Origin of the sequence: Meiothermus hypogaeus (assembly GCF_003574035.1) — a bacterium.
Lineage (GTDB): Bacteria > Deinococcota > Deinococci > Deinococcales > Thermaceae > Meiothermus > Meiothermus hypogaeus.
The window spans coordinates 15,397-39,238 of sequence record NZ_QWKY01000005.1; the positions used below are offsets into that span (position 1 = coordinate 15,397).

18 protein-coding genes are annotated in these 23,842 nt (G+C 60.5%); 4 read left to right on the plus strand and 14 right to left on the minus strand.

Annotated features, from left to right (window positions below; translation table 11 throughout):
• Nucleotides 1-79: 79 nt before the first annotated feature.
• A complete protein-coding gene (locus Mhypo_RS02135) occupies nucleotides 80-625 on the plus strand; it encodes an LOG family protein (RefSeq protein ID WP_119339714.1) in 546 nt (181 codons plus the stop codon).
• Here Mhypo_RS02135 and Mhypo_RS02140 read toward each other — a convergent pair.
• The 5 genes from Mhypo_RS02140 to Mhypo_RS02160 form a co-directional block, all read right to left on the minus strand.
• The gene (locus Mhypo_RS02140; protein ID WP_119339715.1) at nucleotides 600-1,187 is read right to left on the minus strand and encodes a YceI family protein; all 588 of its coding nucleotides are present in this window, start codon (nucleotides 1,185-1,187) and stop codon (nucleotides 600-602) included. The two genes, Mhypo_RS02135 and Mhypo_RS02140, sit on opposite strands and share 26 nt — an antisense overlap.
• An 8-nt stretch (nucleotides 1,188-1,195) precedes the next feature.
• Nucleotides 1,196-1,735, minus strand: a complete 540-nt coding sequence (locus tag Mhypo_RS02145) for a hypothetical protein (RefSeq protein WP_119339716.1) — start codon at nucleotides 1,733-1,735, stop codon at nucleotides 1,196-1,198.
• Between the two features lie 100 nt (nucleotides 1,736-1,835).
• Complete coding sequence (locus Mhypo_RS02150; RefSeq protein ID WP_240637080.1) at nucleotides 1,836-3,128, minus strand: ABC transporter permease; 1,293 nt, start codon at nucleotides 3,126-3,128, stop codon at nucleotides 1,836-1,838.
• The gene (locus tag Mhypo_RS02155; protein ID WP_119339717.1) at nucleotides 3,125-3,838 is read right to left on the minus strand and encodes an ABC transporter ATP-binding protein; all 714 of its coding nucleotides are present in this window, start codon (nucleotides 3,836-3,838) and stop codon (nucleotides 3,125-3,127) included. The genes Mhypo_RS02150 and Mhypo_RS02155 overlap by 4 nt, the downstream gene beginning before the upstream one ends.
• Entirely contained in the window at nucleotides 3,835-5,184 is a 1,350-nt protein-coding gene (locus Mhypo_RS02160) for an efflux RND transporter periplasmic adaptor subunit (protein ID WP_119339718.1), read from the minus strand. Before Mhypo_RS02160 ends, Mhypo_RS02155 begins: the two co-directional genes overlap by 4 nt.
• A 336-nt stretch (nucleotides 5,185-5,520) precedes the next feature.
• On the opposite strand from Mhypo_RS02160, the gene Mhypo_RS02165 reads away from it, so the two are divergent.
• From Mhypo_RS02165 to Mhypo_RS02175, 3 genes are read left to right on the plus strand one after another with little or no spacing between them, the layout of a single operon-like run.
• Complete coding sequence (locus Mhypo_RS02165) at nucleotides 5,521-6,354, plus strand: DNA adenine methylase (protein WP_119339719.1); 834 nt, start codon at nucleotides 5,521-5,523, stop codon at nucleotides 6,352-6,354.
• The gene (locus Mhypo_RS02170) at nucleotides 6,351-8,357 is read left to right on the plus strand and encodes an ATP-binding protein (RefSeq protein WP_119339720.1); all 2,007 of its coding nucleotides are present in this window, start codon (nucleotides 6,351-6,353) and stop codon (nucleotides 8,355-8,357) included. Before Mhypo_RS02165 ends, Mhypo_RS02170 begins: the two co-directional genes overlap by 4 nt.
• 9 nt (nucleotides 8,358-8,366) lie before the next feature.
• Nucleotides 8,367-9,707: a hypothetical protein gene (locus Mhypo_RS02175; RefSeq protein WP_119339721.1), complete on the plus strand. Its 1,341-nt coding sequence runs from the start codon at nucleotides 8,367-8,369 to the stop codon at nucleotides 9,705-9,707.
• A gap of 356 nt (nucleotides 9,708-10,063) precedes the next feature.
• On the opposite strand, the gene Mhypo_RS02180 is transcribed toward Mhypo_RS02175, so the two are convergent.
• The 9 genes from Mhypo_RS02180 to Mhypo_RS02220 all read right to left on the minus strand — a co-directional run bounded on the left by Mhypo_RS02180 (nucleotide 10,064) and on the right by Mhypo_RS02220 (nucleotide 23,842).
• Complete coding sequence (locus Mhypo_RS02180; RefSeq protein ID WP_119339722.1) at nucleotides 10,064-11,137, minus strand: TolC family protein; 1,074 nt, start codon at nucleotides 11,135-11,137, stop codon at nucleotides 10,064-10,066.
• Complete coding sequence (locus Mhypo_RS02185; protein WP_240637081.1) at nucleotides 11,134-12,462, minus strand: TolC family protein; 1,329 nt, start codon at nucleotides 12,460-12,462, stop codon at nucleotides 11,134-11,136. The genes Mhypo_RS02180 and Mhypo_RS02185 overlap by 4 nt, the downstream gene beginning before the upstream one ends.
• A gap of 219 nt (nucleotides 12,463-12,681) precedes the next feature.
• Nucleotides 12,682-15,312, minus strand: coding sequence for a C1 family peptidase (locus tag Mhypo_RS02190; protein WP_119339724.1), 2,631 nt, complete (start codon nucleotides 15,310-15,312; stop codon nucleotides 12,682-12,684).
• Nucleotides 15,313-15,555, minus strand: a complete 243-nt coding sequence (locus Mhypo_RS18830; protein WP_119339725.1) for a double zinc ribbon domain-containing protein — start codon at nucleotides 15,553-15,555, stop codon at nucleotides 15,313-15,315.
• 7 nt (nucleotides 15,556-15,562) lie between these two features.
• Nucleotides 15,563-16,279, minus strand: a complete 717-nt coding sequence (locus tag Mhypo_RS02200) for a hypothetical protein (protein ID WP_206074885.1) — start codon at nucleotides 16,277-16,279, stop codon at nucleotides 15,563-15,565.
• 367 nt (nucleotides 16,280-16,646) lie between these two features.
• Nucleotides 16,647-19,721, minus strand: a complete 3,075-nt coding sequence (locus Mhypo_RS02205; protein ID WP_170148187.1) for an ATP-binding protein — start codon at nucleotides 19,719-19,721, stop codon at nucleotides 16,647-16,649.
• Nucleotides 19,722-20,187: 466 nt separating this feature from the next.
• Complete coding sequence (locus Mhypo_RS02210) at nucleotides 20,188-20,871, minus strand: hypothetical protein (RefSeq protein WP_119339727.1); 684 nt, start codon at nucleotides 20,869-20,871, stop codon at nucleotides 20,188-20,190.
• A gap of 9 nt (nucleotides 20,872-20,880) precedes the next feature.
• On the minus strand, nucleotides 20,881-21,417 hold the full coding sequence (locus Mhypo_RS18305; protein ID WP_186814636.1) for a hypothetical protein: 537 nt from the start codon (nucleotides 21,415-21,417) through the stop codon (nucleotides 20,881-20,883).
• A 16-nt stretch (nucleotides 21,418-21,433) separates the two neighbouring features.
• On the minus strand, nucleotides 21,434-23,842 hold the full coding sequence (locus tag Mhypo_RS02220; RefSeq protein WP_119339728.1) for a C1 family peptidase: 2,409 nt from the start codon (nucleotides 23,840-23,842) through the stop codon (nucleotides 21,434-21,436).

Genomic DNA, 23,842 nt, shown 5'->3' on the forward strand with positions numbered 1-23,842 from the left:
AAAGCAGATTAGATGGGACATCGTTTCGACACAAGGTCTTTTCGAGGGCGAAGCCTGGACTTCAGGGTAGGCTGTGCACATGCGACTGGTAACCGTGTTTGGTTCGTCCAGGGTGCAGCCCGGCACCCCGGCTTTTGTTGAGGCCCGCGCCTGGGGGCAGGCCATTGCCGAGGCCGGGTTTGGCGTGGCTACGGGCGGGTACAACGGGGCCATGGAAGCCGTCTCGCAAGGGGCCAAGGAGGCCGGCGGGTTGGTGGTGGGTATCACCGCGCCCGTCCTGTTTCCCCAGCGCGATGGACCCAACGCGCACGTGGATCTGGAGCTGCCGTCCTCCTCGCTACTCACCCGCATTGAGCGGCTGATTGATGTGGGTGTGGCCTGCCTGGCCCTGCCGGGCGGGGTGGGCACCCTGGCCGAAATCCTGGCGGCCTGGAACCTGAACCACATCGCCGAGATGCAGGGCAAACCCCAGAAGCCCCTGGGGGTGCATGTGGGGTGGTTGGGGGTCATCCGGGCGGGCCTCGAGGTCACCCCCGAAGCCCTGCGGATGCTCACCCCCATAGACTCGCTGCAAAGCCTGCAAGGGTTTCTTGGCCGGCTTAGCGCTCCAGCACCCGGAAGGTAAAGCTCACCTCGAGGCGGATATTTTCGTCCACACTCAGCACCACGGCCACCCGGGGCTGGGTTAGGCCAAAGTCCTTGAAGGTAAAAGCCGTACTGGCCTGTAGCACGGCCGTATCGCCCCTAAACTCGACCTCGCCCTCCCAGGTTACGCTGCGCACGGTCTGGCGTATTTTCAGGTCGCCCAGTATTTGCACCCGGGCCTTGCCACTGGTGGGCAGCGGAAAGCTCAGGCCGCGCACCTCCTTGGGGACAAATTCGGCCAGGGGGTACTGAGCGGTGTTGAGGGTGTTGCGGCGGATGAAGTTGTCGCGCCGGGCCTCGTCGCTGGTGAGGGCCGAAAGGTCTACCGTAAAGCGGGAACCCTCGAGGGCCCGCCCGTTCCGGTCGAGCCGCACCCCCCCTTGCACCTGCTTGCTCACCCCTACGGCGTCGTTGGGGAAGTTGAGGCCCACAAGTTGCTCGCGCACCCGGTAGCGGGCCTCGCTCTGAGCCGGGACGAGCTCGAGGTGGCTTTGCGCCAGGGCCGCTCCACAAAAAAGCAGGACAAACAGCAGTCTGGCCATCTGCCCTCCTACTTTTTGGCAAGCAGGGCAATCAGGTTTTTGAGGTTATCGGCGGTGCGGGGCTGCTCCTTGAAGGGGTTGTAGGGCTTGCCCTGGGCGATGGCCTGGAAGAGCCCGCCCCGGCCTCCGGGCGGCCCCTGGGGGTTGCCTTGCCCGGCCTGGGGGTTCTGCCCGGTGGCCTGCTCGCGGCGCTGGCGGGCCTCCTCGCGTTGCTTCAGGATGGTCTGATCCATCCACTTGAGCTGGGCCGGGGTCAGGATGTTGTCCTCGATATTTGTGAGGATTTTACTGGCGTCGGCGGGCTTCAGGTCGGCGCGGTTTTGCAGGTCGCGCAAAATGGGCAGTAGCTTCTGGGCCTGGGCCTTGGTAAAGGCCAAGCCACGCTGCTTGTCCAACTCGTCCATCAGGCCCACCGTGGCCACCAGGTCGAAGACCGGGCGGTAGGCCTCAAACCGCTGGCGCATCTCCGGGGTGAGGTTGGGTGGCCCTCCCTGGGCCAAGGACAGACCCAGAGCCAGGGTAGCCAGCAGGCTCAGCAATCTCTTCATGTATCCTCCTCAAACGCCCATAGCTTGCAATTGCTTTGTGTAGAAGTGGTAAAGAAAGCCGGCTAAACGGCAGTCTATGGCTTCTGACCCTATTCGTACCCTACTCATACCGCAACGACTCCACCGGGTCGAGCCGGGCGGCCCTCGAGGCGGGGTAAAAGCCAAAGAAAACCCCCACCGCAACCGAGAATACGAAAGCCAGCACCATGCTGAAGGGGTCGAAGACCGGGGTCACCCGCAGCAGTTGCCCCACGCTGCCCGCCATGGCCAGCCCCAAAAAAATGCCCAGAATGCCGCCCCCCACCGAGAGCACCACCGACTCCACCAGGAACTGGGTCAGGATGTCGCGGGGCTTGGCCCCCAGGGCCTTACGAATGCCAATCTCGCGGGTGCGCTCGGTCACCGAGACCAGCATGATGTTCATAATGCCGATACCCCCCACCAGGAGGCTTATCCCGGCCACCCCGCCCAGAAAGAGGGTCATGGTCTGGGTGACCTGGTTGACCGAGGCCAGCGCGTCGGCCTGGTTCTGCACGCTGAAGTCGTACTCGCTGGGGTCGCTCACTTTGCGGCGCTGGGCCATGAAGTCGGTCAGTTCTTGCTGGAGGCGGGAGAGCGAGTCCTTGTCCGGGGCCTGCACGTAGATGGCGTTCACCCGGGGCTCGCCGCTGCTGCTGCGGGCGAGGCGCTGAAGGTAGGTCGAAAGAGGCACCATCACCTGATAGTTGGGGCTGGCAAAGCCCGAGTCGCCCTTGTCGGGCAGCACCCCCACCACCGTGAAGGAGATACCCGCGATGCGCAGGCGCTGGCCGATGGGGTCTTGCCCACCGAACAAGTCCTGGGCGATGCCGTAGCCAATCACCGCCACTCGCCTTCGGCTTTGCACGTCGGCCTCGCCGAAGAAGCTGCCTTCAGCAGGCTGGGCGTTGCGCACGCTGGCATAGTCGGGCCAGGTGCCAATCACGGTGGCGTTCAGGTTGTTGGCCCCCACCTTCACCTGCTGGTTGCTTTGCAGGGCGGGCGCTACCCCGGCCAGGCGACCGGCAAAGGCCGCCTTGACCGCCTCGGCATCGGCCAGGGTGATGGTCTGGGGGCCGCCAAAGCGCACCAGACCAAAGCCCCCCCCGCGCCCCCCGGTGGCACTCCCGATGGTGAGCAGGTTGGTGCCCAGGCTTTGCAGGGTGCGGGTGATGTTGGCCGTAGAGCCCTGGCCCACCATGGTCAGGGCCACCACCGCCGCCACCCCGATAATCACCCCCAGGGTAGTCAGGATGGAGCGCAGGGGGTTTCCCAGAATGGCACGCCAGGCGATGCGAAACACCTGCCAGGGGTTCATTCCGGCCATGCGCGAGCGCACTTTTTTGGGGGCCGGGGTTACCATAGATGCGCTCATGCCACACCTCCTACAGCCCGCTTGCGATGGAGGTTGGGGCCATCGGACTCGATCTGCCCGTCGCGGATGCGCACGATGCGACCGGTGTACTCGGCAATATCGGCCTCGTGGGTCACCACAATCACACAGGTGCCCTCGTCGTTAAGCTCCTGAAAAAGCCGCATCACCTCGGCGGCGGTTTTGGAGTCGAGGTTGCCGGTCGGTTCGTCGGCCAGCAGGATGGAGGGGCGCATGGTCAGGGCCCGGGCCACCGCCACCCGCTGCTTCTGGCCCCCCGAAAGCTGCGAGGGCAGGTTTTTTAGCTTGTCCCCCAGCCCCACCTTTTGCAGCACCTCGAGGGCCCGTTCGCGCCGTTCTTCGGGGCTGTAGCCCGCGTAGATGAGCGGCACCTCCACGTTTTCCAGTACGTTCAGGCGCGGCAGCAGGTGAAAAGCCTGGAACACAAAGCCAATCTCCTGGTTGCGCACCTCGGCCCGCTGGTTTTCGCTCAGGGTGGTCACGTCCTGTCCGGCCAGGTAGTACTGCCCGCTGGTGGGCCGGTCGAGCAGGCCGATAATCTGCATCAGGGTGGTTTTGCCCGAGCCCGAAGGCCCCATCAGGGCCACCATCTCGCCCGAGCGAATCTCCAGCGAAACCCCCTTGAGCGCCTCGAACTCGAGCGCCCCACTCTTGTACACCTTGCGCACCTGGTCTAGCGCTACCACCGTCACCGGCCACCTCCTGGCGGGGCGCCCAGGGGCAGGCGCAGGCCGCCCTGCCCGCCCTGGTTGTTCGAGGTCGGCTGTACCCGGCTGGGCAGCACCACGGTCTGGCGGGGCTGCAAGCCTTCCAGCACCACCTGGTTGACCCCGTCGTCCGGCCCCAGCACCACCCGCACGGTCTCCTTGTTGCCGTCGGGCATGAGCACATCTACATAGGCCCGGTTGCGCACGGTCTGCACGGCCCGCTTGGGGATGGTCAGGGCGTCCTGGATTTCCTCGATGATAATCTCGCCCTCGGCGCTCATGCCGGGCCGCAGCTTGCGCTGGGGGTTGGGGATGTTCACGGTTACGTAGAAAAAGGCGATGTTCTGCTGAATCTGGGCCTTGGGGGCAATGGCGGTAACTTTGCCTTCGAAGGTTTCCCCACTGAAGGCGTCCAGCGTTACCTCGACCCGCTGGCCCACCCGCACCTTGGCAATCTCGCTCTCGTCAATCTGCACCGGCAGGTTCACGCTGGAATCGTCGATCAGGGTGAGCAGGGCAGTGCTGTTGCTGACTGTAGCCCCCACCCCAATGCTGCCCACCTGGGCGTTGACTTCGGCTACCACGCCGTCGAAGGGGGCGTAGATTTTGGTGTTGGCCAGGTTTTCCTCGGCGTTTTTGACCTCGAGCCGGGCCTGCTCTACGGCAATCTGGGCGTTGCGCAGGTCCTGGGCGTTGGCGCTATTCCGCAGCGAGAGGGCCTGGCGGGCGGTGTTCAGGTTGACCTGGGCTACCTCGAGGGCTGCCTGGGCTTTGGCGTAGGCGTCGCGGGCGCTTTGCAGGCTTTGGGCGCTGGCCCCCCCCAGCTCATATAGCTTCTGGGTGGCCTGCAGGTTGGTGCGGGCGGCCTCGAGGTCGCGCCGGGCGTTGGCATAGGCCACCTCGGCGCTGGCGATGTTTTGCCGGTTGGCGGCCTGGGTGCTGGCCTGGTCGGCCCGCAGCTTGTCCAGGTTGGCCTGGGCCTTTTGCAGGGTCAGGCGGGCGTTTTCCAGGGCGCGGGTGTAGTTGGTGGGGTCGAGCTGCACAATAAGCTGCCCCCGCTGCACCCGGTCACCCACGGTGGGCAGCCTGAGCACGGTGCCGTTGACTGCCGGTTTGACCGCAAGGGTCTGGACGGCCTCGAGGGTGCCCGGCCCCGAGACCGAGACCCGAAACACCCCCCGCTGCACGGGAGCAGTCTCCACCGCGGGGGTGTTGCTGGCGGTGGGCTTGGGCCGCAAGAACCAATAGGCTGCGCCCCCCAGCCCGGCCAAGACCAGGGCCACAACCAACCAAAGCCAGGGTACGCGGGTACGTGTACGGGAGCCAGTCATGTTCACCCCTAGATGTTCCTCTAGCATAGCCAATGTTCGGTGTATGGAATGCGAAGGTTTGATGAAGACGAGCCCTGGCGCTTGATTGGCAGGGAATTGATGGCTAGTATTGAGAAAATAAAGCATGTTCTGTGCAACATCCAGGAATGTTTAGATGAAAGGCAACAGACATAGCTCCAGAAAGGAGGCGGTTTTGGGTGGTGATGGTTGGCTATTTTTTGGGGCAGGCGGGTTATATAAAACCCTGGTATGGGGTGTTAGACGACAGAGTGTTATTTAATCACTAGTTGGGCGGCATATTCACCACATTGGAGTCTTGCTGAAAGAATTCGGGAAATGACGGTGAATCAGAAACTCCTGATACGTTACCCTGGCGGAAAGCGCCGCTTGCTCGTTTTTTTACAGGATTTTCTTCCTAACCTCAGTGATATTGAAGGGAGATACATAGAGCCATTTGTTGGAAGTGCGGCTGTCTTCTTCTATCTGCAACCTAAACGGGCAATCCTTTCAGATGTAAATCCAGAGTTAATTGACCTGTATCGAGCTATAAAGTATGCTCCGAGAAAAGTTTGGGCTACTTATTGTAGCTTTGGGAGTACAAAATCGGATTATCATCATATCCGAGATGAATATGAGCCCAAGACACTTATTCAGCGAGCTGCTAGAACACTCTACCTCAATCGTACATGCTTCAAAGGAATGTGGCGGCATAATCGGGATGGGTGTTTCAATGTCGGATACGGTGGACAGGAGCGCCGATGGGTGATTACTGAAGAAGATCTTGTATTTTGTGCTACTGTATTACGCGGAGTATCTCTGAAATGTGCAGACTTTCAGCCCATTATTGATCAAACGCAAAAAGGCGATTTCATTTTCCTTGATCCTCCTTATCGCCCTGGCCACAAAGAATGCTCAAATAGCCATTACGTTTGGCATCAATTCAGATATAATGATTACGAAAGACTAGCAGATTCCGTTCAATACGCAAAATCACGTGGTGTGAGATGGGCAATGACTATTTCGTCTCATGAAGACATATTGCGACTACTTAAAGGAAACCACGTGCTAAGAATTCCTCGTGGAACAGGCAAGATGCCTGGCATTCTTACGTCCGATTCTGGAGAAGTGCTTGTCACATCCTACCCAGTCGAAGGTGGAATGAGACTATGAAAGACTTTTTCAACAGCGCGGCTCAACAGCATCATCCTTTACGAGTTCTCAAAGACTTTCTTGACAGAGAACAGGCTAATGAGGTTGCCAAGAAATACGATGAGATGCGATTTGTGGGCTATGTCCTTGATATAAACTATAACACTGTCACGATAATTACGTCCGACCCTTATAAAGTTGCAGTTGGCGGTATACCGCGCAATTCGTTGCTAATAATGACACCCGCAAAACAAGAGAGAATAGCCACTCCCCACTTCACGCTCCTGCGTGTTCTGGATGCGGCTCCTACGCCATTGAGTAAAGAGACACAGCAGACATATTTTGAGTTACAAAAAAAGTCAATGCCAGAACTCGACATTTTCACACAGTCCGAACTACAGTGGGGAGCATTAAATACGGAAGTGCTCGGAATGTTCTATCCCCACCCAGAGAAACAAGATGCAGTAGAGTTTTCAGGAGACATGAACAATTTCGTCAGCGCTCACAAATATCGCGTCTATGCGCCTGACGCTGCTATTTTGGATCTGGTCATAAATTCACTTGTCTCGCAAGACAAGAGATTCAAGATAGGCACTTTGCGACTGACAGAATGTCGACTGCCTTTGCCAGACAAACCAATCCTACAAGTTCCAGTTTATGTGTCCCCAAGAGATTTTCTTGCGTCTCGAACGGCGATGTTTGGGAAAACTCGTCTTGGTAAATCCAACGTCGTGAAACTTATTGCCCAGAGTATTCTTGATGCTACTGCGCAACACAGCAACGTAGGGCAACTAATTTTTGACATTAATGGCGAATATGCAAACGATAACCCGCAGGACGGCAGCAAATCTCTGAGAAGTGCCAATCCTGACCGTTGTGTTGTTTATGCGCTGACCCCTAAAGCCGCTACTCCGTCCAAGCCTTTGAAACTGAATTTTTACGAACAACCTGATACGGCACAGAATATCTTGGCAAGCCTAATTAATCAAGATAACCGTGCCACATCGGATTATATTCGCCGCTTTATGAGTGTTGAGCTCTTGCCCTTGGAAGAAATCAAAAAAATGAATGCAGGTAGCGAGAAAACGCGAACATATCGCAAAGTACAAGTGTTTTGGGCGATACTTCAAAAGGCTGGCTTCCAGGCGGATGAAAAACGGCTAATAGCTATTGCGCCATCAGGACAACCCCCAAGCGGGTTTAATCCTGGTTTCAGCCAACAGCTGCGAAGTGCAGCATACTCAGCCGCTGGGATTCAGACTGTGCCACAGCCACCTCGCTCATTAGACGAGCTTATGCGTGAGATGGAGATTATGGCTAGGTTTCGACGAGACCATCCAAGCAATCCAAACTTGACTACTCAGAGTGGCAATGCGCTTTTTGATCCAGATGATATTGCGCTACTGGAGTTTCTTGAGCCGTCTCCTGGCCGAAGCGGACCAGCCATAATTCAACCATACCGCATTTACCATCACCCTCAAGCAAGTGATTTCGTCAAAGACATTCTAAAGCTTCTGGATGATGGCAGGACTGTCATACTCGACCTGGGTAATGCCCATCCTGTGCTTTTGGAGTACTTCTCAGATTTGTTATCCAAAGCCGTTTTCAGTCACCAAGTTGATAAGTTTAGCAACGACAAGTTGGGAGATAAATACATTCAACTATACTTTGAAGAAGCCCATAACCTCTTTCCGCGCCAGAAAGAGCCAAAGGACATTTATAGCCGCTTCGCGAAGGAAGGAGCAAAGTACCACATAGGTATCGTTTATTCAACACAGTCCCCCTCCACGATAAGTGGCGATCTTTTAGCTCAGACTGAGAATTTCTTTGTTGCTCATATGTCGTCGCAAGACGAAGTGAATGTATTGGCAAAAATGAACGTGGCTTATGAAAGCATGAAGGATGACATATTGCGTGCAAAAACACCAGGATACATTCGAATGCTCACCCGTTCACACAGATTTGTTGTGCCGATACAAGCGCTGAAATTTGAGCCCAATACCAGCCAACCTTCACTATTGTGAGTCAATACTATGCCATATCAAGCAGGAAGGAATCTACCAGGCGAGCACGCCAGCAAACTTGGGCATTTAGAAGTGCTCAAGAGTCCTCTGGTCCAACAAATTGTTGAGAATTTTGAACAACCTGAAGCAGTAGAGACCTCGGCTAATATCAAATGGGAACCCTTTCCCTCTCTTGGCGAACCCCTTGATTTAGTCTTTGCTGTTGACGGTTCGTGGCAGCCTGTGACAGATGAACGTCCACCATACAAAAGTATCGCGTTTATCAAGACAGCCTTGATGAAGGTAGACCAAATTGCCTTAGGACGAATTGATAAAGATGAGCCACATCCTTTGGCGTTACGAGACTTGATGGCTGAAGCCGCCTTATATCATGCAACCGCTTTTCCGTTAAGACACGTCTATTCTAAAGGACTCAGTGTTTACGATGCAATTCGCCAGATTATTTTCGAGTCGCTTAAGGATGCATCTCTCAACGGCGAAGTGATGGAAACGTTCAAATGGCTGGCTTACGAAAAGTGGTCTAGCACACCCCGTTCCTCATTGCCCCCTTTCCAATGTCCACACAGTGAAATTGATGGTGTGGCACATGATGCAACCCTGAGTTTTGACACTGAAGAAGGAGAGTGTGCGACTTGCGGTAAGAAGATTTTCATCACTGACATGCTCGGTTTTCATTTGGAAATGAGCGAAAATGCCGCATCAGAGAGTGTTGCTACAGCTTACATGAATATTCACGAGACTTTACTGTTGTTCACAGGTGTTCGCTATTTCTGGGAATCTAGTCGCGAGACACTTAAACGCTGTTTGTTTCTGAAAGATGGTCCTTTACAAATTCGTGCGCAATACTCAAAACTGGTTAACCCTATCAGAAACTTTTTGTCGCATGCGTATTCAGAAGGATATCCAATCAGTATAGTAGGCCAAGAAAAAACAGGAATCTTTGCTGACCACTTGAATTTACTGTTAGGTAAAAATACGCCATCCAATCACTTTTTTATTCCTAACCATGTTTATATATGCGAGCAGATTCAAAGCCGCCCTTCTAGTGGTGCTCCCTACGGAAGAGATACAAACTATGGAGCAAAAGTCTTTACAGTGGTGAACGAACGCTGTCGCTTAGTATTGAACATACCTATTTCTGTTAGGATGAGCGAGTTCATTTACCGCCCTGATTCGTCTAAGCTTATTAATCTCGACAGAATACTAGCCACACTTCCAGGAATGATAAGCAGCAGGCACGAAAATGCGTTGATTCCGATAGAGATGGCAAACTCAATAGCGTCTTTATCAACATATCCTTCGGCTCAAGTCTTGAAGCTCTTTGCTGAAGCTACCATCAAGCACCGATAGCCGCCCAACAAGCGTTTCCAGCCGACCCGCTCCGCTGCGCTTCGCTCCGCTACGCGGGCGGCTGAAACGCAGGCCGTTAAGGCGCTACCCCACTCGCTGCGGACATGGCCTGTGCGGGCGCCGGGCGGCATCGCTCGAAAAAGTAGAAGGTAGTGGAGGTTGGGCTGGCCGAGGGAGGGTGCAGTCGAGTTAGCCCGCAAGAACTAGCCAGCCGAACCCCAGCCAGTACCAGCACAATCATCCGTGCACACAGAAAAGCTCCCTCCCTGCCAGTGCCGCGGGTTCTACCCTCACTTTAGCCCCGGCCCTGGAATAGATGGCGCCAGGGGTAAATACAGTCCAAATCGCATGGTTGACTATGGCCCACTGGCCGCCCGCACCAGGCCGGTAAAGTCCTGGCCTGCTGCCACCGAGAAAGCCGCCAGGGCTTTCCAGTAGGTGTTTTGTGCCTGAATCAGGGCATACTCGGCGCTGCGCAGCGAGACCTGGTCGGTTTGCAGTTGCAAGGCCGAGATGGTGCCGGCCCGCAGGGCGGCCTGGCTCTGCTCCACCACCCGCTGGGCGTTGGCAACGTTGGCCTGGGCTAAAGCGATGCTGCGGTAGGCGTTCTGGGCGGCCTGGTAGGTGTTGGTCAGGTTGGTCTGGGCATTCTGTTGGGCGGTTTGCAGGGTGCGCTGGTTGTTCTCCAGGCTGGTTTTGGCTGTGTTGAGCTGGACGGCGGGGGTGTAGTCGTTATCGGCCAGCTTGACGTTCAGTTCGGCAAGTTCTACGGCCTGCTGGGCTTGCAGCACGCTGGGCAGCCGACTAAAGAGGTCGCGGCTCAGGGCCTGGAGGTCGGCTTGCAGCACCGGAGGAGCCGGAGGGGCGGCCACCGCGACGTTGCCCAGGTCGCTCAGGCCCAGCAGCGCGGCAAGCTGGGCGGCCAGCACCGGGAGCTGGGACTGGGCGTTGGTGAGGGACTGCCTCGAGCTATCCAGGGTGGTCTGGGCCCGGGCTACGTCCAGGGCGGTGGCGTTGCCGGCGGCCTGCCGGGCCCTGGCCACCTCCAGGTTGCGCTGGTTCAGGGCCACCTGGGCCTGGAACAAGGCCACGTTTTGCTGGGCTTCGTAGAGGCTTACGTAGGCGTTTACCACGCTCTGCATGACCGAAAGCCGGGTGGCCTCGAGGTTCACCTCGGCCAGCCGGGCGTTCTGCTCGGCCTGGGTGCGGGCCACTACCAGGGTGCTGGGGTCGGCCTTGAGCGCATTGAGCTGCAGGGTGGCGTTTTGCAGGGTGGCCTGGGCGCTTTGCAGCGAGGGGCCCCGGCTATAGGCCTGCGATAGGGCCTGGGGCAGGGTGAGGGTGTTCTGGGCTAACCCCAGGGAGCAAGCCGACAGCAGCGCCAGCAAAAGCAAGGGCTTCGATAGAAGGTTCGGGACACGGTGCGTCATTTACTCCCTCCGAGAGTGGTGGTAAGGTCCTGACCAAGAGCATTTTGCAGGGCCAGGGCGGCCAGTTGGGCCTGGGTCAGGGCGGCCTCGAGGTTACGCTGGGCCTGGAGCAGGTTGAGCTGGGTGGCCTGTACGTCCACGCTGGTACCGGTGCCGGCCTGCAGCCGGGCCTGGGCGGTGCGCAGGTTCTGGTTGGCCGCATTCAGGCCGGCCCGGGCGGCAGAAATGGCGGCCCGGGCAGTCTGAAGGTTCTGGTACTTTTGCCGCACGTCCAGCTCGGCGGCCTTGCGGGTGCTTTCCAGGGCTTGCTGCGCCACTTGCAGCGCGGTCTGGGCCGTGCGGATGCGGCTGTCGGCCACGGGGTCGAAAATGGGCATGCTAAGGGAGAACCCCACACTCCAACCCTGCTGCAAGGCCCCGCCGCTCCCCTGCACCAGCGGCACCGCTCCAGAAAGTGAGGCAGTGCCGCTCTTGAAGTTCAGCCCGCTCGAGAGCGAAATGCCGCTATCGCTGTAAACCGCGCTCACCGAAGCATTGGGAATCAGCCGGTCGCGCTCGGCGCTGGCCAGGTTTTCTTCGGCATCGCGCAGCTGGGACAGGGCTCTCAGAACATCAGAGCGGCTCGCCAGAGCCCTTTGCAGCAAGGCCTCCAGGCTCTCGCCGGGCAGGCTGGGTTCCTCGGGTGGGGTGACGGGGTTGCCGAGCTGTTGGGGGCTCAGGCCCAGGGTGCTGGCCAGGGTTAGGCGGGCCAGCTCGAGGGCGCCCTGGGCGCTCACCAGCCCCGATCGGGCGGTGTCCAGGTTCTGCTGGGTGGTGAGCAGGTCGCTCAGGGTGGCGGTGCCGGCCTGGTTCTGCGCGGTGACAATCTGCAACTGGCGTTCGCGCAGGGCCAGGGTGGCCTGGGCGATGCTCAGGTCGGTCTGGGCCTGGCGCAGGTTGAAGTACTGCGTGTGCAGGGCCAGGTAAAGGGTGTTGCGGGCATCGCGGCGGGTCAGGGCGGCCCGCTCCAGCGCCCGCTCGGCGCTGCGCGCGGCGTCGGCGCTCGTAGACCAGGGCAGCACCCCCAGGCTGGCCGTGCCGGAAAGGCTCAGGTTGCTGCCGCTCTCGCGCAGGGTGTAGTCGGCCCCACCCGACAGCTTGAAGCCCAGGGCGGCCTGGGCGGCTTCCAGCTGCCGCACCGCGCTCTCGTAGTTCAGGTCGGCGCTTCTCCAGTCCAGGGTACCCGGCAGGGCTTGCAGGGCCTGGGGGAGCTCGAGGGCGCCCTGGGCCAGGACAGGAGGTGCTAAGGCGAGCAGGGTGGCGATGGTGGGTACTAGGTTCTTCACGTTCCCTCCGCGGCAGTCATGTTCTGGCAAGCTTGTGTAAAGGTGCAGTACGAGATATGTAGGTTTGGTGAAGGCAGGCGCTGGGCATCCCCAGTTTATCGCTGTGATCGTGCTTTTTGTCTGTAAAAACCAGGCAGGCGTGCCGCCCATGGGTAGCACGCCTGCTTAACTGGCGACTGGGTTCGAACCTTGGCCACGACCCGGGCGTGGGCCAGGGCCCTAGTTGAGCCTGAAGGAGTAGTAGGTGCACCTGCCAGCCCACACCGTGATGGGCCCCTTGCTGCGGCTAGGGTCGGGGGCATTGACCTTTACGGTTACACGGCAGTTGTCGGTGCCTAGCCCGGCGTTATGGACATTGTAGAGGTCGAAGACGTTGCTGGTGGAGCCGGTATCGGCGAGGAGGACTTTATCAAACCCCGGGCCGCTTACATAGAGCTTCCAGTCGTAGGTGAGGGCTTCGTTGCTGGGGTTCTCTACGCTGATCCCCCCGTAGTAGCGGGTGGGGGTAGGCCCGATGACAAGGGTGCAACCCTTTTCGCTCAAGACGATGGTACTGCCACCCGCCACCCTCACGCTCCCGCAGAAGCGGAACTGCCCACCGGTAAACTCCCTCGAGTACACCCCATAATCGGTGATCTTGGGGTAGGGGTTGGGGGGTGGGGGCAGCACGTTCAGGTTGAGGGTCTGGGCAGCGGTGGCCCCATCGCTATCCTGGGTGCTCACGCGCACCTGGCGGAGTCCGGTAGACCCAAACGTGACCGAGACCGAGCAGCCCGTACCTGCCGAAAGCACATCGGGCGCATCGACCGACCAGGTGGTAGCACCGCATAGCTTGTTGGTGTCGGGCTCGTTGGGGTCGGTGATTAGCGCGGTGATGGGGTAGGCCTCGCCCTGGTGGGGGTCTCCCCCGTATTGCAGGTTCAGGGTGGGCGGGGTGTTGATTACGTTGACCACGAAGCTGCTGCTGGCCTGGCTGCTGCCATATTTGGCCAGCAAGGTTATGGTCCGGGAACCCACCGAGTTCAGGGTGCGCTTGAGTTCGGGGCCGAACAGGCTGTTGGAATCGGTGCTCCAGCCGCCATTGTAGAGGGTGCCGTCCAGATTTGAGGTCACGCTCAGGTTGACGCTCTTGGCCACGGGGTGGGTGATCTGGAAGAACTGGGCCAGGTTGGTCTCGACCCGGAGCTGTACGGTAGCGGGGTTGGTTTTGATGACGATCTTGGGCGCTTCCGAGCCGCCCGGCGCGGCCTGCTCCTGCTTCCAGGCCTCGCTGCGGCGGCCATCGAAGTTCAGCACGCTTAGGGAGTTGAAGATGCTGCTGACGTAGTCGGCGGGGACGTAGTAAAAGCCGCCGTCGCCCGCGCCGCAGCCCCAGGAGTTCTTAACGATGAAATACCCGCCCCCGCCGATGTTGGGGGTCTGGCCAAACTGGCTCATGTCTTCGTTGGAGAGAAACCCCACGATCTGCACGGCGTGGCCGCCGTAGGAGCCGGCTACTTCTTTGCCCTTGTCGTCGAGTATGGTCTTGGCGTAGTTGCTCACCACACCGTCGTTTTTCACATCGTCCATGAAACCTTTGTAGACCGGGAACGAAGCCAGAAGCACATAGCCTTGCGAGAGATAGTTGCGCAAGAGGTTGAGCTTGAAGGCCTCGCCGTTTTTCCAGACCTGGATGGTCTTCGAGGAGGCCACGCCGGGCCCGCCAAAGCTTACCTTGGCGTAGCTGCAAAAGGTGAAGATAAAGGTGGTGCAGACCCGGCGGCTCTGGTGGGCGGTATCCGAGCAGGTGCCGCTGTAGCCGTTGCAACTGTTGGCATAAGAACCGCTGTCGCCGTCTTTGACGCTGGGGCGTGAGGTGGCCCCGTTGTAGGTCCAACCCCCTTCGCTGGGGAAGCTCTGGCCTTTATTGACCGCGGTCTCGAGGGCCTTCTCCGACCAGTAACCGTCGGAGTAGTCGCTGGGGTCCCAGTCCTGTTTGACCTTGTTGACCAGGAACTGCTCGGAGAGGTCTACGGGGTTGTTGTTTTGTACCCGCTCGCGGCTTTCCACCGCCCCAATTGCGGTGAAAGCCCAGCAGGTGCCGCGTTTGGCCTGGTTTTTTACCGGGCTGATGAAGTTCTTGAGGGGGAACCAGAAGCGCTTGACCAGGTTGGTAGGGGTGCAGGGGCCGTTGTTGTCGGTGCCGTTGCCAGGGTTGATGGCTTGGGGCCGGATACCGCCGCCAGGCTCGAGCCGGGCGGTGCGCAAACTCGCAGGCTTGCTCCCCAGCAGGCCATCGAGCTGCTCGAGGGCGGCCTTGACCTCGGCCAGCGGCTTTCCTTTGAGGCTATCGGGGCTGGGGGCCTGGGATTTGAGATCCTCGGGCAAGAGCGAGTAGCTCAGGGCATAATCGTCCAGGGCGTTGTCCACGCTCTGTGCGCGCTGGTAGGTCTCGACGGCGTTGCGTAGCTGGGTGCCCAGGCCAAACAGCACCACGGTCTGCCCCTCTGGCCCCTTCACCGGGCGGTCACCCTCGAAGCTGGGGCTGCCCGCAGCCTCGGCGAGTAGGGCTTGGGTGTTGGGGTCTTTGTCCGCGATGCCGTTCAGAAAGCTCTTATCGCTTTGGTATTGGGCTTCTCGGGCCTGCTTGGCTGCGGTGACCGAGGCTGTGCTGGATAGCACCAGCTCGCCCGAGGCAATGCCTCTTTGGAACTCCTCGGGGCTGACCATCTGGGCGTCAGCCGGGATACCCTCTTTCCAGGCGTTGGCCTCGGTGAACAGATTGGGATCGGTTTTGCTCCCGCCGACCGAGCACGCTGCCAATGCGATAAGCAGAATGCCGGTGATGCCTAACCACTGGGATACCTTCATCTAATTCCTCCTTACTGGTATGGCGAGCTCGAGCCCGCACACCCCACAAAACCGCGCGTAGGGCGAGGTAAATTTGGCCTTGCAGCGGGGGCAGGCCTCGAGCAGCCTTTCCCCGTCGTTGGTGCAATAATGCTCGTCTGTGTTGGCCGGTACAGCCCGGCCACAACGCGGACAGATGCGATAAAAAATCCCTGTCTCCTCTTCCACACACTTACCCCTTAAGGCTCGAACCCAACTATTCATTTGAGGGTTAATTCTGGCAGTCGAGGCGTACCCGCAGGCTGGGGGTGGGGGTGGTGTAGCTGGCCCCACTGGCCCGAATGGCGTTCTCGAAGCCGTTGGGATTGATCTCCAAGAGCAGCTTGGTGGGGGTTTTGATCTGCTCTTTGGGGGTGTCGTAGCGGTACCAGAACTTGAGTTGATGGGTTACCACTCCGCCCGGCGGGAGGTTGGCGTAGGTCAGCTTCTGCACGTCTAGCGCATCGGCGGTTAGGGTTTGTGCGTCGTCGAAGGCGACCTGGATGCCCTGGTCGCGCAACCCGGTAAAAACCGGCTGCACCATGGCCTTAGCGCCGCTGCGCAGCTCTACCGTCACGCCCCAGCCCTGGGTTTGTAGGGGGGTTCCGGCGTCCTTCACGATGGGCTCGAGTTTGATGGCCCGGAAGCGCCAGATGCCGTTGAAGAGGGTCTCACCCAGGCAGCCTTCCAGCGAGGCCCGCTGGTTGGCCCCGCCGGGGGTCTGGTTGGCGGGGGCCGAGCCGCCCAGGGTCAAGGTGGTTCCCCTGAGGCTGTAAGGGATTCCCAGCGCCTTCAGCACCGAGAGGGGCAGGTAGGTCTTGCCGTTCACCACGATGGCTTTGTCCGGCGCCACCTGGCCGCCCACCACGATGCTGTAGGTGCTGCCCGCCGCCAGCGCCATACCGGCGGCCAACAGTACGGCCAGGGTGCGCAATCTAGGGTCGAACATGGTTGCTCCTTTCGACCCCCAGGGTGCTGCAGGGCCGGTCAGAAGCGGGTCAGAATTAGGGGGGGTTTTGCCGAAAAGGGTTGGGCCAGTTCTTTATCGCGCACCTCATGGACGTGGCCGCCCGTGAAAACGAAAATGGGTCTGGGCCCGAACCCATGTTACGCACCCAAGCGTGGGCCGGGCCCGGCCCACGGGTGCTGGGGTCTCGAGTTTCCCGGCGGCCACTGTTTTGTCAGGACAAAGCTTTTTTGAAGTTTGGATGGCTCAAAATACGGGAAGAGCGCTCTATGTAGCGGCGCTGGCTCGAGCCACTGCAAGTTTTGCTTGGCTATGAGCCCATAGAAGCAGAATCAGTCAATGGGGACGCTCAGGCTGTGAGGAAGCCCTGCCAGCGCTCCGGCAAGGTCTCGCCCACCTCGAGCATCCTGGCCCTGGCTTCTTCGTAGAGCCGGCCCAGGCTCTTGTGGTTCCCTGCGCGGCGCAGGGCCCCCAGGGTCAGGCGCAAAGCCTCGAGGTCGTAGGGGTCAGCCTCCAGCAGGATTCTTCCCAGCCGGGCGGCCTCCTTGGGGTCGGCCTCGAGCAAGGCCTCGGCCCTCGAGCCCAGGGCCAGGTGCACCGACTCGCGCACGGTCTCGTGGAAGGAGGAGAGGCCCTCCAGGTAGGCCCCCCGCCACAGGCTGGGGTCGCCGGTGCGCAAAAACTCTTCCAGGTCTGAGCTTACCGCCACTCCTAGCGCATAACCGGCGGGGGTGGTGACCACGGCGGAAGCGCCCAGGTTCGTTCTCACCGTGTGGATCAGCTCCTTGAGCGAGGAAGCTGCTTTTTCCTCGTCCTCGCCGGGGTAGAGGTGATCCAGAAGCTCGAGCTTGCCCGCCTCGCCTCGCCCGGCCACTCGGGCCTCGAGCAAGGCCGCCAACAACTCCTTGCGCTTTTGCCCACGCACCGCCTGACCCCCCAGTTGCATGGGGCCCAGCACTTCCAGGCGGAGGGGGGCCTGAGGAGAGGAATTAACGGAGACGGGCTGCGGGTTCAGCGCGGGGAAGTAGCGGCGGGCCAGTTGGGCTCCGTTCAGCAGGCCGCGCTCCTCGAACCAACGCAAACGCCTGCGGGCGCTCTCGAGGTTGGCCGTAATGCGATCGAGCTCGAGGCCGATGCGCTCGGGGTACACCTGCCAGTCGGAACCCGAGGCCAGTTGATAGGCTTTCTCTAAGCACGTGCGGGCTGCCTCGGCCTGGCCCAGATCGGCCAGGGCCAGCCCTTGGGCCGTCAGGGCCTGGTATTGCGGTTGTTTGAGTCCAAACCCCTGGGCCATCGCCAGGCACTCCTGGGCTATTTCCAGGCCCCGTGTGGCCCGTCCCGAACTGGTTTCTACCCTGGATAGCTGACAGAGGGCCATGAACAGTTTGCTGCCACCGAAAGGCTTTGCCAGCTCTACCGCGCTTTCGGCATGTTTGCGGGCCAGGGCGTGGCCATAGGTGGGCTGCCAGTCCAGATAGAGGTTGCTGAGCTGGGCTTCACAGGTGATCAGGAAACTCGAGGCGTCGCTTTGCTGCAAAATCTCCCGGCTTTCGCGGAAGGCTTCCTCGGCCCGCTCGTACTGGCCCATCTCGTGCAGAATGCGGGCTTTCTTGGTCAGGGTGCTGGCGTAGTGGCGGCTGATGCCGGCCTCGGCGTACAGGCGCAGGGCTTCCTCGGTGTCGGCTAGCATCTCGGCTTCGCGGCTGAGCTCCTCCAGCACCATGGCCCGGTTGTGCAGGGTGGAGGCGGTATAGGCTGGCTGGCCTGCGCTACGAGCAGCCTCTACGGCCTGGTTGAAAAGGGAAAGGGCGGCCTCGAGGTCATCCTGATAAAAACGCGCCAGGCCACAAACCGTCAGCAACCGCGCCCGATCCAGCAGTGAGCAAGGTTGATTCAAGGCAGCTTTGGCAATGGCTTCGGCGCCGGCGTGGTCGCCCTGGAGGGTACGGGCAAAGCCGATGTTGTAGGCCAGCGTGGGAGTGGGTTCGTGGTGCAGCGCCGGGTGAGCTTCCCAGTGCTGCAATACACTTTTGTAGTCCCCCAGGGCAAATTGCAGGGCAATCCGGTGCTTAACCCAGTCTGGCCGGGCTTTCTCGTGGTCGGGGAAGCGCTCCATCAGCCGCTCGACCTCGCGCGAATCGCCCAGGTCGGCGTAGCAGCCCGCCAGCAGATAGAGGGCTTCGGGGTGATTGGGCTGGTCTTCCAGCACCAACCGCAGCAGCCGCATGGCCTCAGGGCGGTCGGCTTTTTCCAGAACCCTTGCCGCCGCAAAGGCAAGTTCACAGCGCTGAGGGGCAGGTGCATGGGTCGCGGCCCTGGCCCAAAGCCGTGCGGCTTGCACCTCATCTCCTTGCTGCTGGGCGGTCTCGGCAGCGCCTTGCAGGCGGGCCAGAATCTGGTCGGCTTGCAGCCCGGCTTCCTCGAGGAAGCGTGCGGCGGCCAATGGCTGATCGGCCAGGGCCTCGAGGGCCCTTTGGGCATAGCCACGGCGCACTTGCGCTGGCAGGCTGTGCAGGGTGACTTCCTGATAGAGTGGGTGGGCAAACTCCCCAGCCCAAAAAAGGCCTTTTCGCTGCAAAGCTAGCTGGGCTGTGTTCAATTCCTGAGATGAAAGCCCGGCTACTTTGGCCCACACCACAGGGCTGGCTCCCAGCCCCAGCAGGGCTTTGCTTTCCAGGGCCTGGCGCAGGGTGGGGGAGTCGGTTGCCTCGCGCAGCCAGTGTTCCAGGAGTGCCTCTACCGTCAGGGGCAAGGTGCCTACCTGCGGAGGCCGCCAGTACCACCGCCGCCCATCGCTCCACAAAAAGCCTTGTCGGGCCAGGTGGCGCAGATACTCCAGGCTGAACAGTGGGTTGCCCTGGGCGCGGCCATAAATCCAGGCCAGGGCGCCTTCGGGCAGGGGGCTTCCCATCTCGGCCTCGAGCATGGCTTGCGAGGCTTCGGGGGAGAGGGGCGTTACACGATAGGCCTCGAAAGGTTCGGGGGGAATGCTGCGGCTGGTGACCAGCAGAGCCACGCCCCTGGTTCGCAAAGCAAGGGCGGCCAGGGCCTGGATCCACTCGAGGCCCTCCGGGCTCACCTCGTGGATGTCTTCCAGGTGCAGCACCACCGGGGCCAGCGCGGAGAGCAGCGCTCCCAATGCCTCCGCCGTTCGTTTGCTACCCAGGGCTTCGCCTTTTTGCAGCTTGAGCAGCAGGTGTTCGGCCCAGGCCGGGAGCCGGTCGGGCCGAGGAATGCCCCGTACCAAAGCACCCGGCGGCACCATAGCAGGAAAGCTAAAACTGCGACAGGAGGTCTCGCGCAGGAGCTGCCGGGCAGTGTGGCTCTTGCCGACCCCCGGCTCGCCCCACAGGGCCAGGGCCAGCCCAACTCGTTTGAGCACCACCCCTTTGAGGCGTGGCCGCAGTAAGGCAGTTGGCTCCACTCTGGTTTCCGCACCTTCCAGTCTAACCATGATGCGAACCACAGCCTAGTTGAGCCCACGTTATATCGGCGTTACGCGCAGGTCTGGGAGTGCTGCACGCCACTCCTACGGTAAGCTGGTCAAATATTCGCAGCAGACACCAGCTCCCTCCCTACAGCGTAGGGAGGGTGAGGGAGGGTATTGAGCAAGGCCCTGAATCAGTAAGGGGAGCGTATTTCAGCAACTTAGAGCGCTCTTCACATATTTCGAGCCATCCGACTTCAAGAAAGCTTTGTACTGGACAGAATAGTTGCTGCCCGGAAACTCGAGACCCCAGCACTCGTGGGCCGAGCCCGGCCCACGCTTGGGTGCGTAACATGCGTCTGGGCGCAGACGCATTCTCGTTTTCGCGGGCGGCAACGTCTGTGAAGGGCGCGATAAGAAGCCCTTTGCAAGCGCAAAGGGCCGGTTGGATTGAAGGTGTCGGCTACAGGCTTACCCGCACGTCCTTGCTGCCTGTATCGCCATACTCGCCCACCCGCAGCACCAACGCCTTGACCTCGGTGCCCTTGGGCACAGAAAACACCACCGCAAAGTTCAGGGCCGCCCCTGGCAGCAGGCTAAAGCCCCCACCCGTGTTAGTCCCAGCGGGGCTATCGTAGGCGATGGGCGGAAACGAGCGCCCATCAACACCGGCCAGGGCGGTGTTGCCGGGGTTGTTCACGCTCAGCGAGGGGGCCACCGTGCCCGACTGCTTGGCGTTGCGCAGGCTGGCGGTGACCACCACCAGCTCTTCCTCGGCGCTGCGGGGCTGAATGGTCAGGTTGTTCTTGTCGAAGCGGGTGGTGTAGCTCTCCATTCGCTCCACCTTTTGAATTTGCACCCGGAAGAGCCCGGTCAGGATCTGGTCCCCCACCTTGCCCTGGAACTGCCCAGCCAGTTGGTTGGCCCCGCCCGCAGCGCGAATCTCGTAGCCGCCCTGCACCTTGACCACGGTCTGGCCCAGGGCCTTGGCCACGTCGGCCAGCGGCACGTAGGCGGTGCCCTGCACCACGATCACCCGCGTGGAGGCCACCTGCCCGTTCAGAATGAGCCGCTGGGCGCTCTGGGCCAGGGCCAGCAGCGAGAGGCCCAGCGCCAATACCAGGACTATTTTCCAAAGCCGATGCATGTTTTCCTCCTACTTGAACTTCTTTACCCGTTCAATGACGGCCAGGGCCCACTTGCGGTAGCTCTCGGGATCCATGCTGCTGGAGGTGAGCAAAAAAGCATACTCGCGGTAACGAAAGGCCAGGCTGAAGACTGGCTGGCTCTGGTCGCTGCGAAAGAGCCCGGCTTCGTCCCCCACGTTCAGGCCCACCCAGCTGGGGGCTCCCTTGCGGATTTCCCCCAGCCAGTGCTGGGCCCCCTGGGGGCTGCTGCGGAAGTATTGCAGTTGGGTGACCCCACCGGAGGACAGGTTCTGAATGCAGTAGGACATGGGCTGTACCGAGCCGATGGCCTGCGCCATGGCCTGGGCCACGGCCTGGCCGCCGCTGCCGCTCAGGGGCTTGCCATCCTGCAAAAGGCCTTCGTTGCTCATCACAAAGCCCAACGAGCCCAGCGCATTGGGGGTGTTGTTTGAGTTGAAGATGCCCATCAGGTAGCAGGGGTGGGGGTCTTTCTGGGCCAGGCCCAGCGAAAAGAGCACCAAAACAAATGGGAGTAGCCGGTTCATGGGTCTCGCTCCTTTTTCAGCGAGGGGGCGGCACGTAGTACAGCCGGAAGGCGATGGAGGCCGAACCGGTGAGATTGAGGTCGTCGGTCACGTAGAGCCGGAGGGTGCCGCCGTCATTGTCAAAACCACATCCGCCGGGTATGTTTTGCGCTCCGGTGGTGTTCCAATCCCAGTACTGACCACCGCCAGGAGGCATGGAGGGCACGATTTTCACCGAGAGATCGATCTCGGCACATCCCGTCTTGCCGGCCTGCCAGGTCCAGCGGTAGTTGCGGTAGGGCGGGGTACCACCCACGGCCTTTCCCCCAAGCAGTACCGTGTTCCCCACACTGGCCGAACTCCCGTTGGCCGGCGCGAGGATGCTGACGCTGGGCGGGCCGCTGTTGGGTGGGTTCTGCACGTTCACCGTCACGCTGGTCTGGGCGCTGGCCCCACCCTGGGCTGTGGCCGATAGCGTGAAGGTAACGCTGGCGGGGCTTCCGGGCCGAAGGGTGATGGTGGGATTGCAGTTGCCCTGGATGGGGAACTGGGTATCCTCGCTGTCGCTGCTGGTCCAGCGGCAGGGCAGGTCCACGATAAACCCGCTGCCGTTATCGCCCCTTGCCTGTCCGCTCAGGGTGTAGGTCTGGGTGCGGTAGAGGGTCGCACCTGCCTGGGGGCTTTGGATGCTCACCTGTGGGGCGCTGAAGTCGTGGCGGGTGGCGATGAAACCCTTGTCGCCCACCCTCCCGGCCATGACCCCGGTTTCCCAGCTAAACAGGTAGCCCTCGTAGTTCTGGCCGTTTAGCTGGAAGCTGAAGCGCCGGGGATCGCTGGTGCTCACCGTTCCCACCAGCGGGCTGCCGCCAAAGACCGTACCGCTGACCTGCCCGGTGCTGGCGTTGACCGCCGTGATGGCGAAACTGCCCGCCATCGCGTCCAGCCCGTCAATCTGCCAGTTGCCCACATAAGAGTTCAGCTCCACCAGGCTCCCCCGAGGGGTGCTGCTCAGGTACTCCCGTAGCTTGACCCCATAAAACCCATAGGTCTTCCCATCGCGGTTATCCAGTACGGTGCCTGCCAGCGTGAGGTTGTTGTCCGCTAGGAAGCCGGTGAAGTGCATCCCGCTGAGCTCACCATAGCTGCGGGCTCCACGGTTGTCCCAGTCAATGTAAAAGTCAATCCTGCGCCCATCGATGACCCCGTTGACCCGCCGGGCCTGGCCATCGGGGCCATAGTAGGTGCCCAGGCGGCGGTCGGTATCGTTCTGGAAGTGGAACAGGTTGGGGTCGGGGATGTGGTAGATGTCCAGCACCCCACGCCAGCCGTCGTGGTCAAGCAGGTAGCGGCCCAGGAAAAGCTGCGGCGTATATACCACAAAGTCGGGCGGCGTCACACTCAGGATGCTGGCCGCTTCGTTGACCTTGCCCTTGCTGACGAAGTCGTAGCTCATCCAGACGTAGCCTCCTTCGTTCCAATCGGAGCCCCAGGAGTTCTTCACGCGAAAGGCCTGTTTGCTGTCGTCGTAGCCCACCATGAGCATGGCGTGGTCGCCGTGGTAGTCCTCGCCTGGTTTCCAGACGGTCCCCTTCTGAGCTGTGCCCGAGAGATGGACCCCAAAGGCCACTTCGCGCCCGGCAGCCAACTGGGTCTTGAACCAGAGGGGGTCATTTAGGCTGTTTTGGTTGGCAAAAAGAACCTGGTTAGCTCGGTAACGCCCCTGCTCGAGGGCCACCTGGGGCAGCATCAGCCAGTCAAAGGGGTCAGGAATCTTGTAGGTCTGGAGTTTCTGACTCAGGTTGACATCGCTCATCTGGCGCTGGGGGCTGGTGCGGAGGATGGGGGGTTGCCACATGCTCGAGTCCTGAAACGCCCCGGATGCGGTGTATGGGGCCTGGTTTTCCAGAGGGATGCCCCGCTGCCCCTTCATGATGTTCTGGAGCTTGTAGTTCACGCTGCCGCCGCCCCAAGTGGCCAGGAAGTTCTCGGACTGGTTGGGGGGTACGGGGGGGCTCTTAGGGTCCAGCACGTTCACCTTGTCCTGCCAGTTCAGGAACTGCTCGGAAAGATCCAGGGTGAGGCCGTAGGTGCGCTTGTAGGCCGCCTCGAGGGCAGCCACCACCGCAAAGGCCGTGCAGGTGCCCCGATCCCTCTGGTTTTTCACTGGGGTTTGAAAGGGGGTGAGGTCTACCGCAGCGGGTAGGCTCTGCGGACGCAAGGCCGTCGGCTCGCTTGTGGCTGGCGGGGGAAAGCGATCCAGGTACCACTTGGTTTCTTCGGGTTTGTCCAGCAGTTTGACCTCGCCGTTGCCCAAGCGCACTGCCGGGTACCCATTCACGGTCAGGAACTCCCGGATATCCGGGCCCACAAAATCTCCCTGCTGGGGCGGGCCGCCGCAGGCGGCCATCACGCCCAAAAGCAAGCTTAGAATCCATCCTCGTTGCAT

Coding starts and splice junctions, on each gene's coding strand:
- Mhypo_RS02135 (WP_119339714.1), top strand. CDS start 80: ATGCGACTGGTAACCGTGTTTGGTTCGTCCAGGGTGCAGCCCGGCACC.
- Mhypo_RS02140 (WP_119339715.1), bottom strand. CDS start 1,187: ATGGCCAGACTGCTGTTTGTCCTGCTTTTTTGTGGAGCGGCCCTGGCG.
- Mhypo_RS02145 (WP_119339716.1), bottom strand. CDS start 1,735: ATGAAGAGATTGCTGAGCCTGCTGGCTACCCTGGCTCTGGGTCTGTCC.
- Mhypo_RS02150 (WP_240637080.1), bottom strand. CDS start 3,128: ATGAGCGCATCTATGGTAACCCCGGCCCCCAAAAAAGTGCGCTCGCGC.
- Mhypo_RS02160 (WP_119339718.1), bottom strand. CDS start 5,184: ATGACTGGCTCCCGTACACGTACCCGCGTACCCTGGCTTTGGTTGGTT.
- Mhypo_RS02165 (WP_119339719.1), top strand. CDS start 5,521: ATGACGGTGAATCAGAAACTCCTGATACGTTACCCTGGCGGAAAGCGC.
- Mhypo_RS02170 (WP_119339720.1), top strand. CDS start 6,351: ATGAAAGACTTTTTCAACAGCGCGGCTCAACAGCATCATCCTTTACGA.
- Mhypo_RS02175 (WP_119339721.1), top strand. CDS start 8,367: ATGCCATATCAAGCAGGAAGGAATCTACCAGGCGAGCACGCCAGCAAA.
- Mhypo_RS02180 (WP_119339722.1), bottom strand. CDS start 11,137: ATGACGCACCGTGTCCCGAACCTTCTATCGAAGCCCTTGCTTTTGCTG.
- Mhypo_RS02190 (WP_119339724.1), bottom strand. CDS start 15,312: ATGAAGGTATCCCAGTGGTTAGGCATCACCGGCATTCTGCTTATCGCA.
- Mhypo_RS18830 (WP_119339725.1), bottom strand. CDS start 15,555: ATGAATAGTTGGGTTCGAGCCTTAAGGGGTAAGTGTGTGGAAGAGGAG.
- Mhypo_RS02200 (WP_206074885.1), bottom strand. CDS start 16,279: ATGTTCGACCCTAGATTGCGCACCCTGGCCGTACTGTTGGCCGCCGGT.
- Mhypo_RS02210 (WP_119339727.1), bottom strand. CDS start 20,871: ATGCATCGGCTTTGGAAAATAGTCCTGGTATTGGCGCTGGGCCTCTCG.
- Mhypo_RS18305 (WP_186814636.1), bottom strand. CDS start 21,417: ATGAACCGGCTACTCCCATTTGTTTTGGTGCTCTTTTCGCTGGGCCTG.
- Mhypo_RS02220 (WP_119339728.1), bottom strand. CDS start 23,842: ATGCAACGAGGATGGATTCTAAGCTTGCTTTTGGGCGTGATGGCCGCC.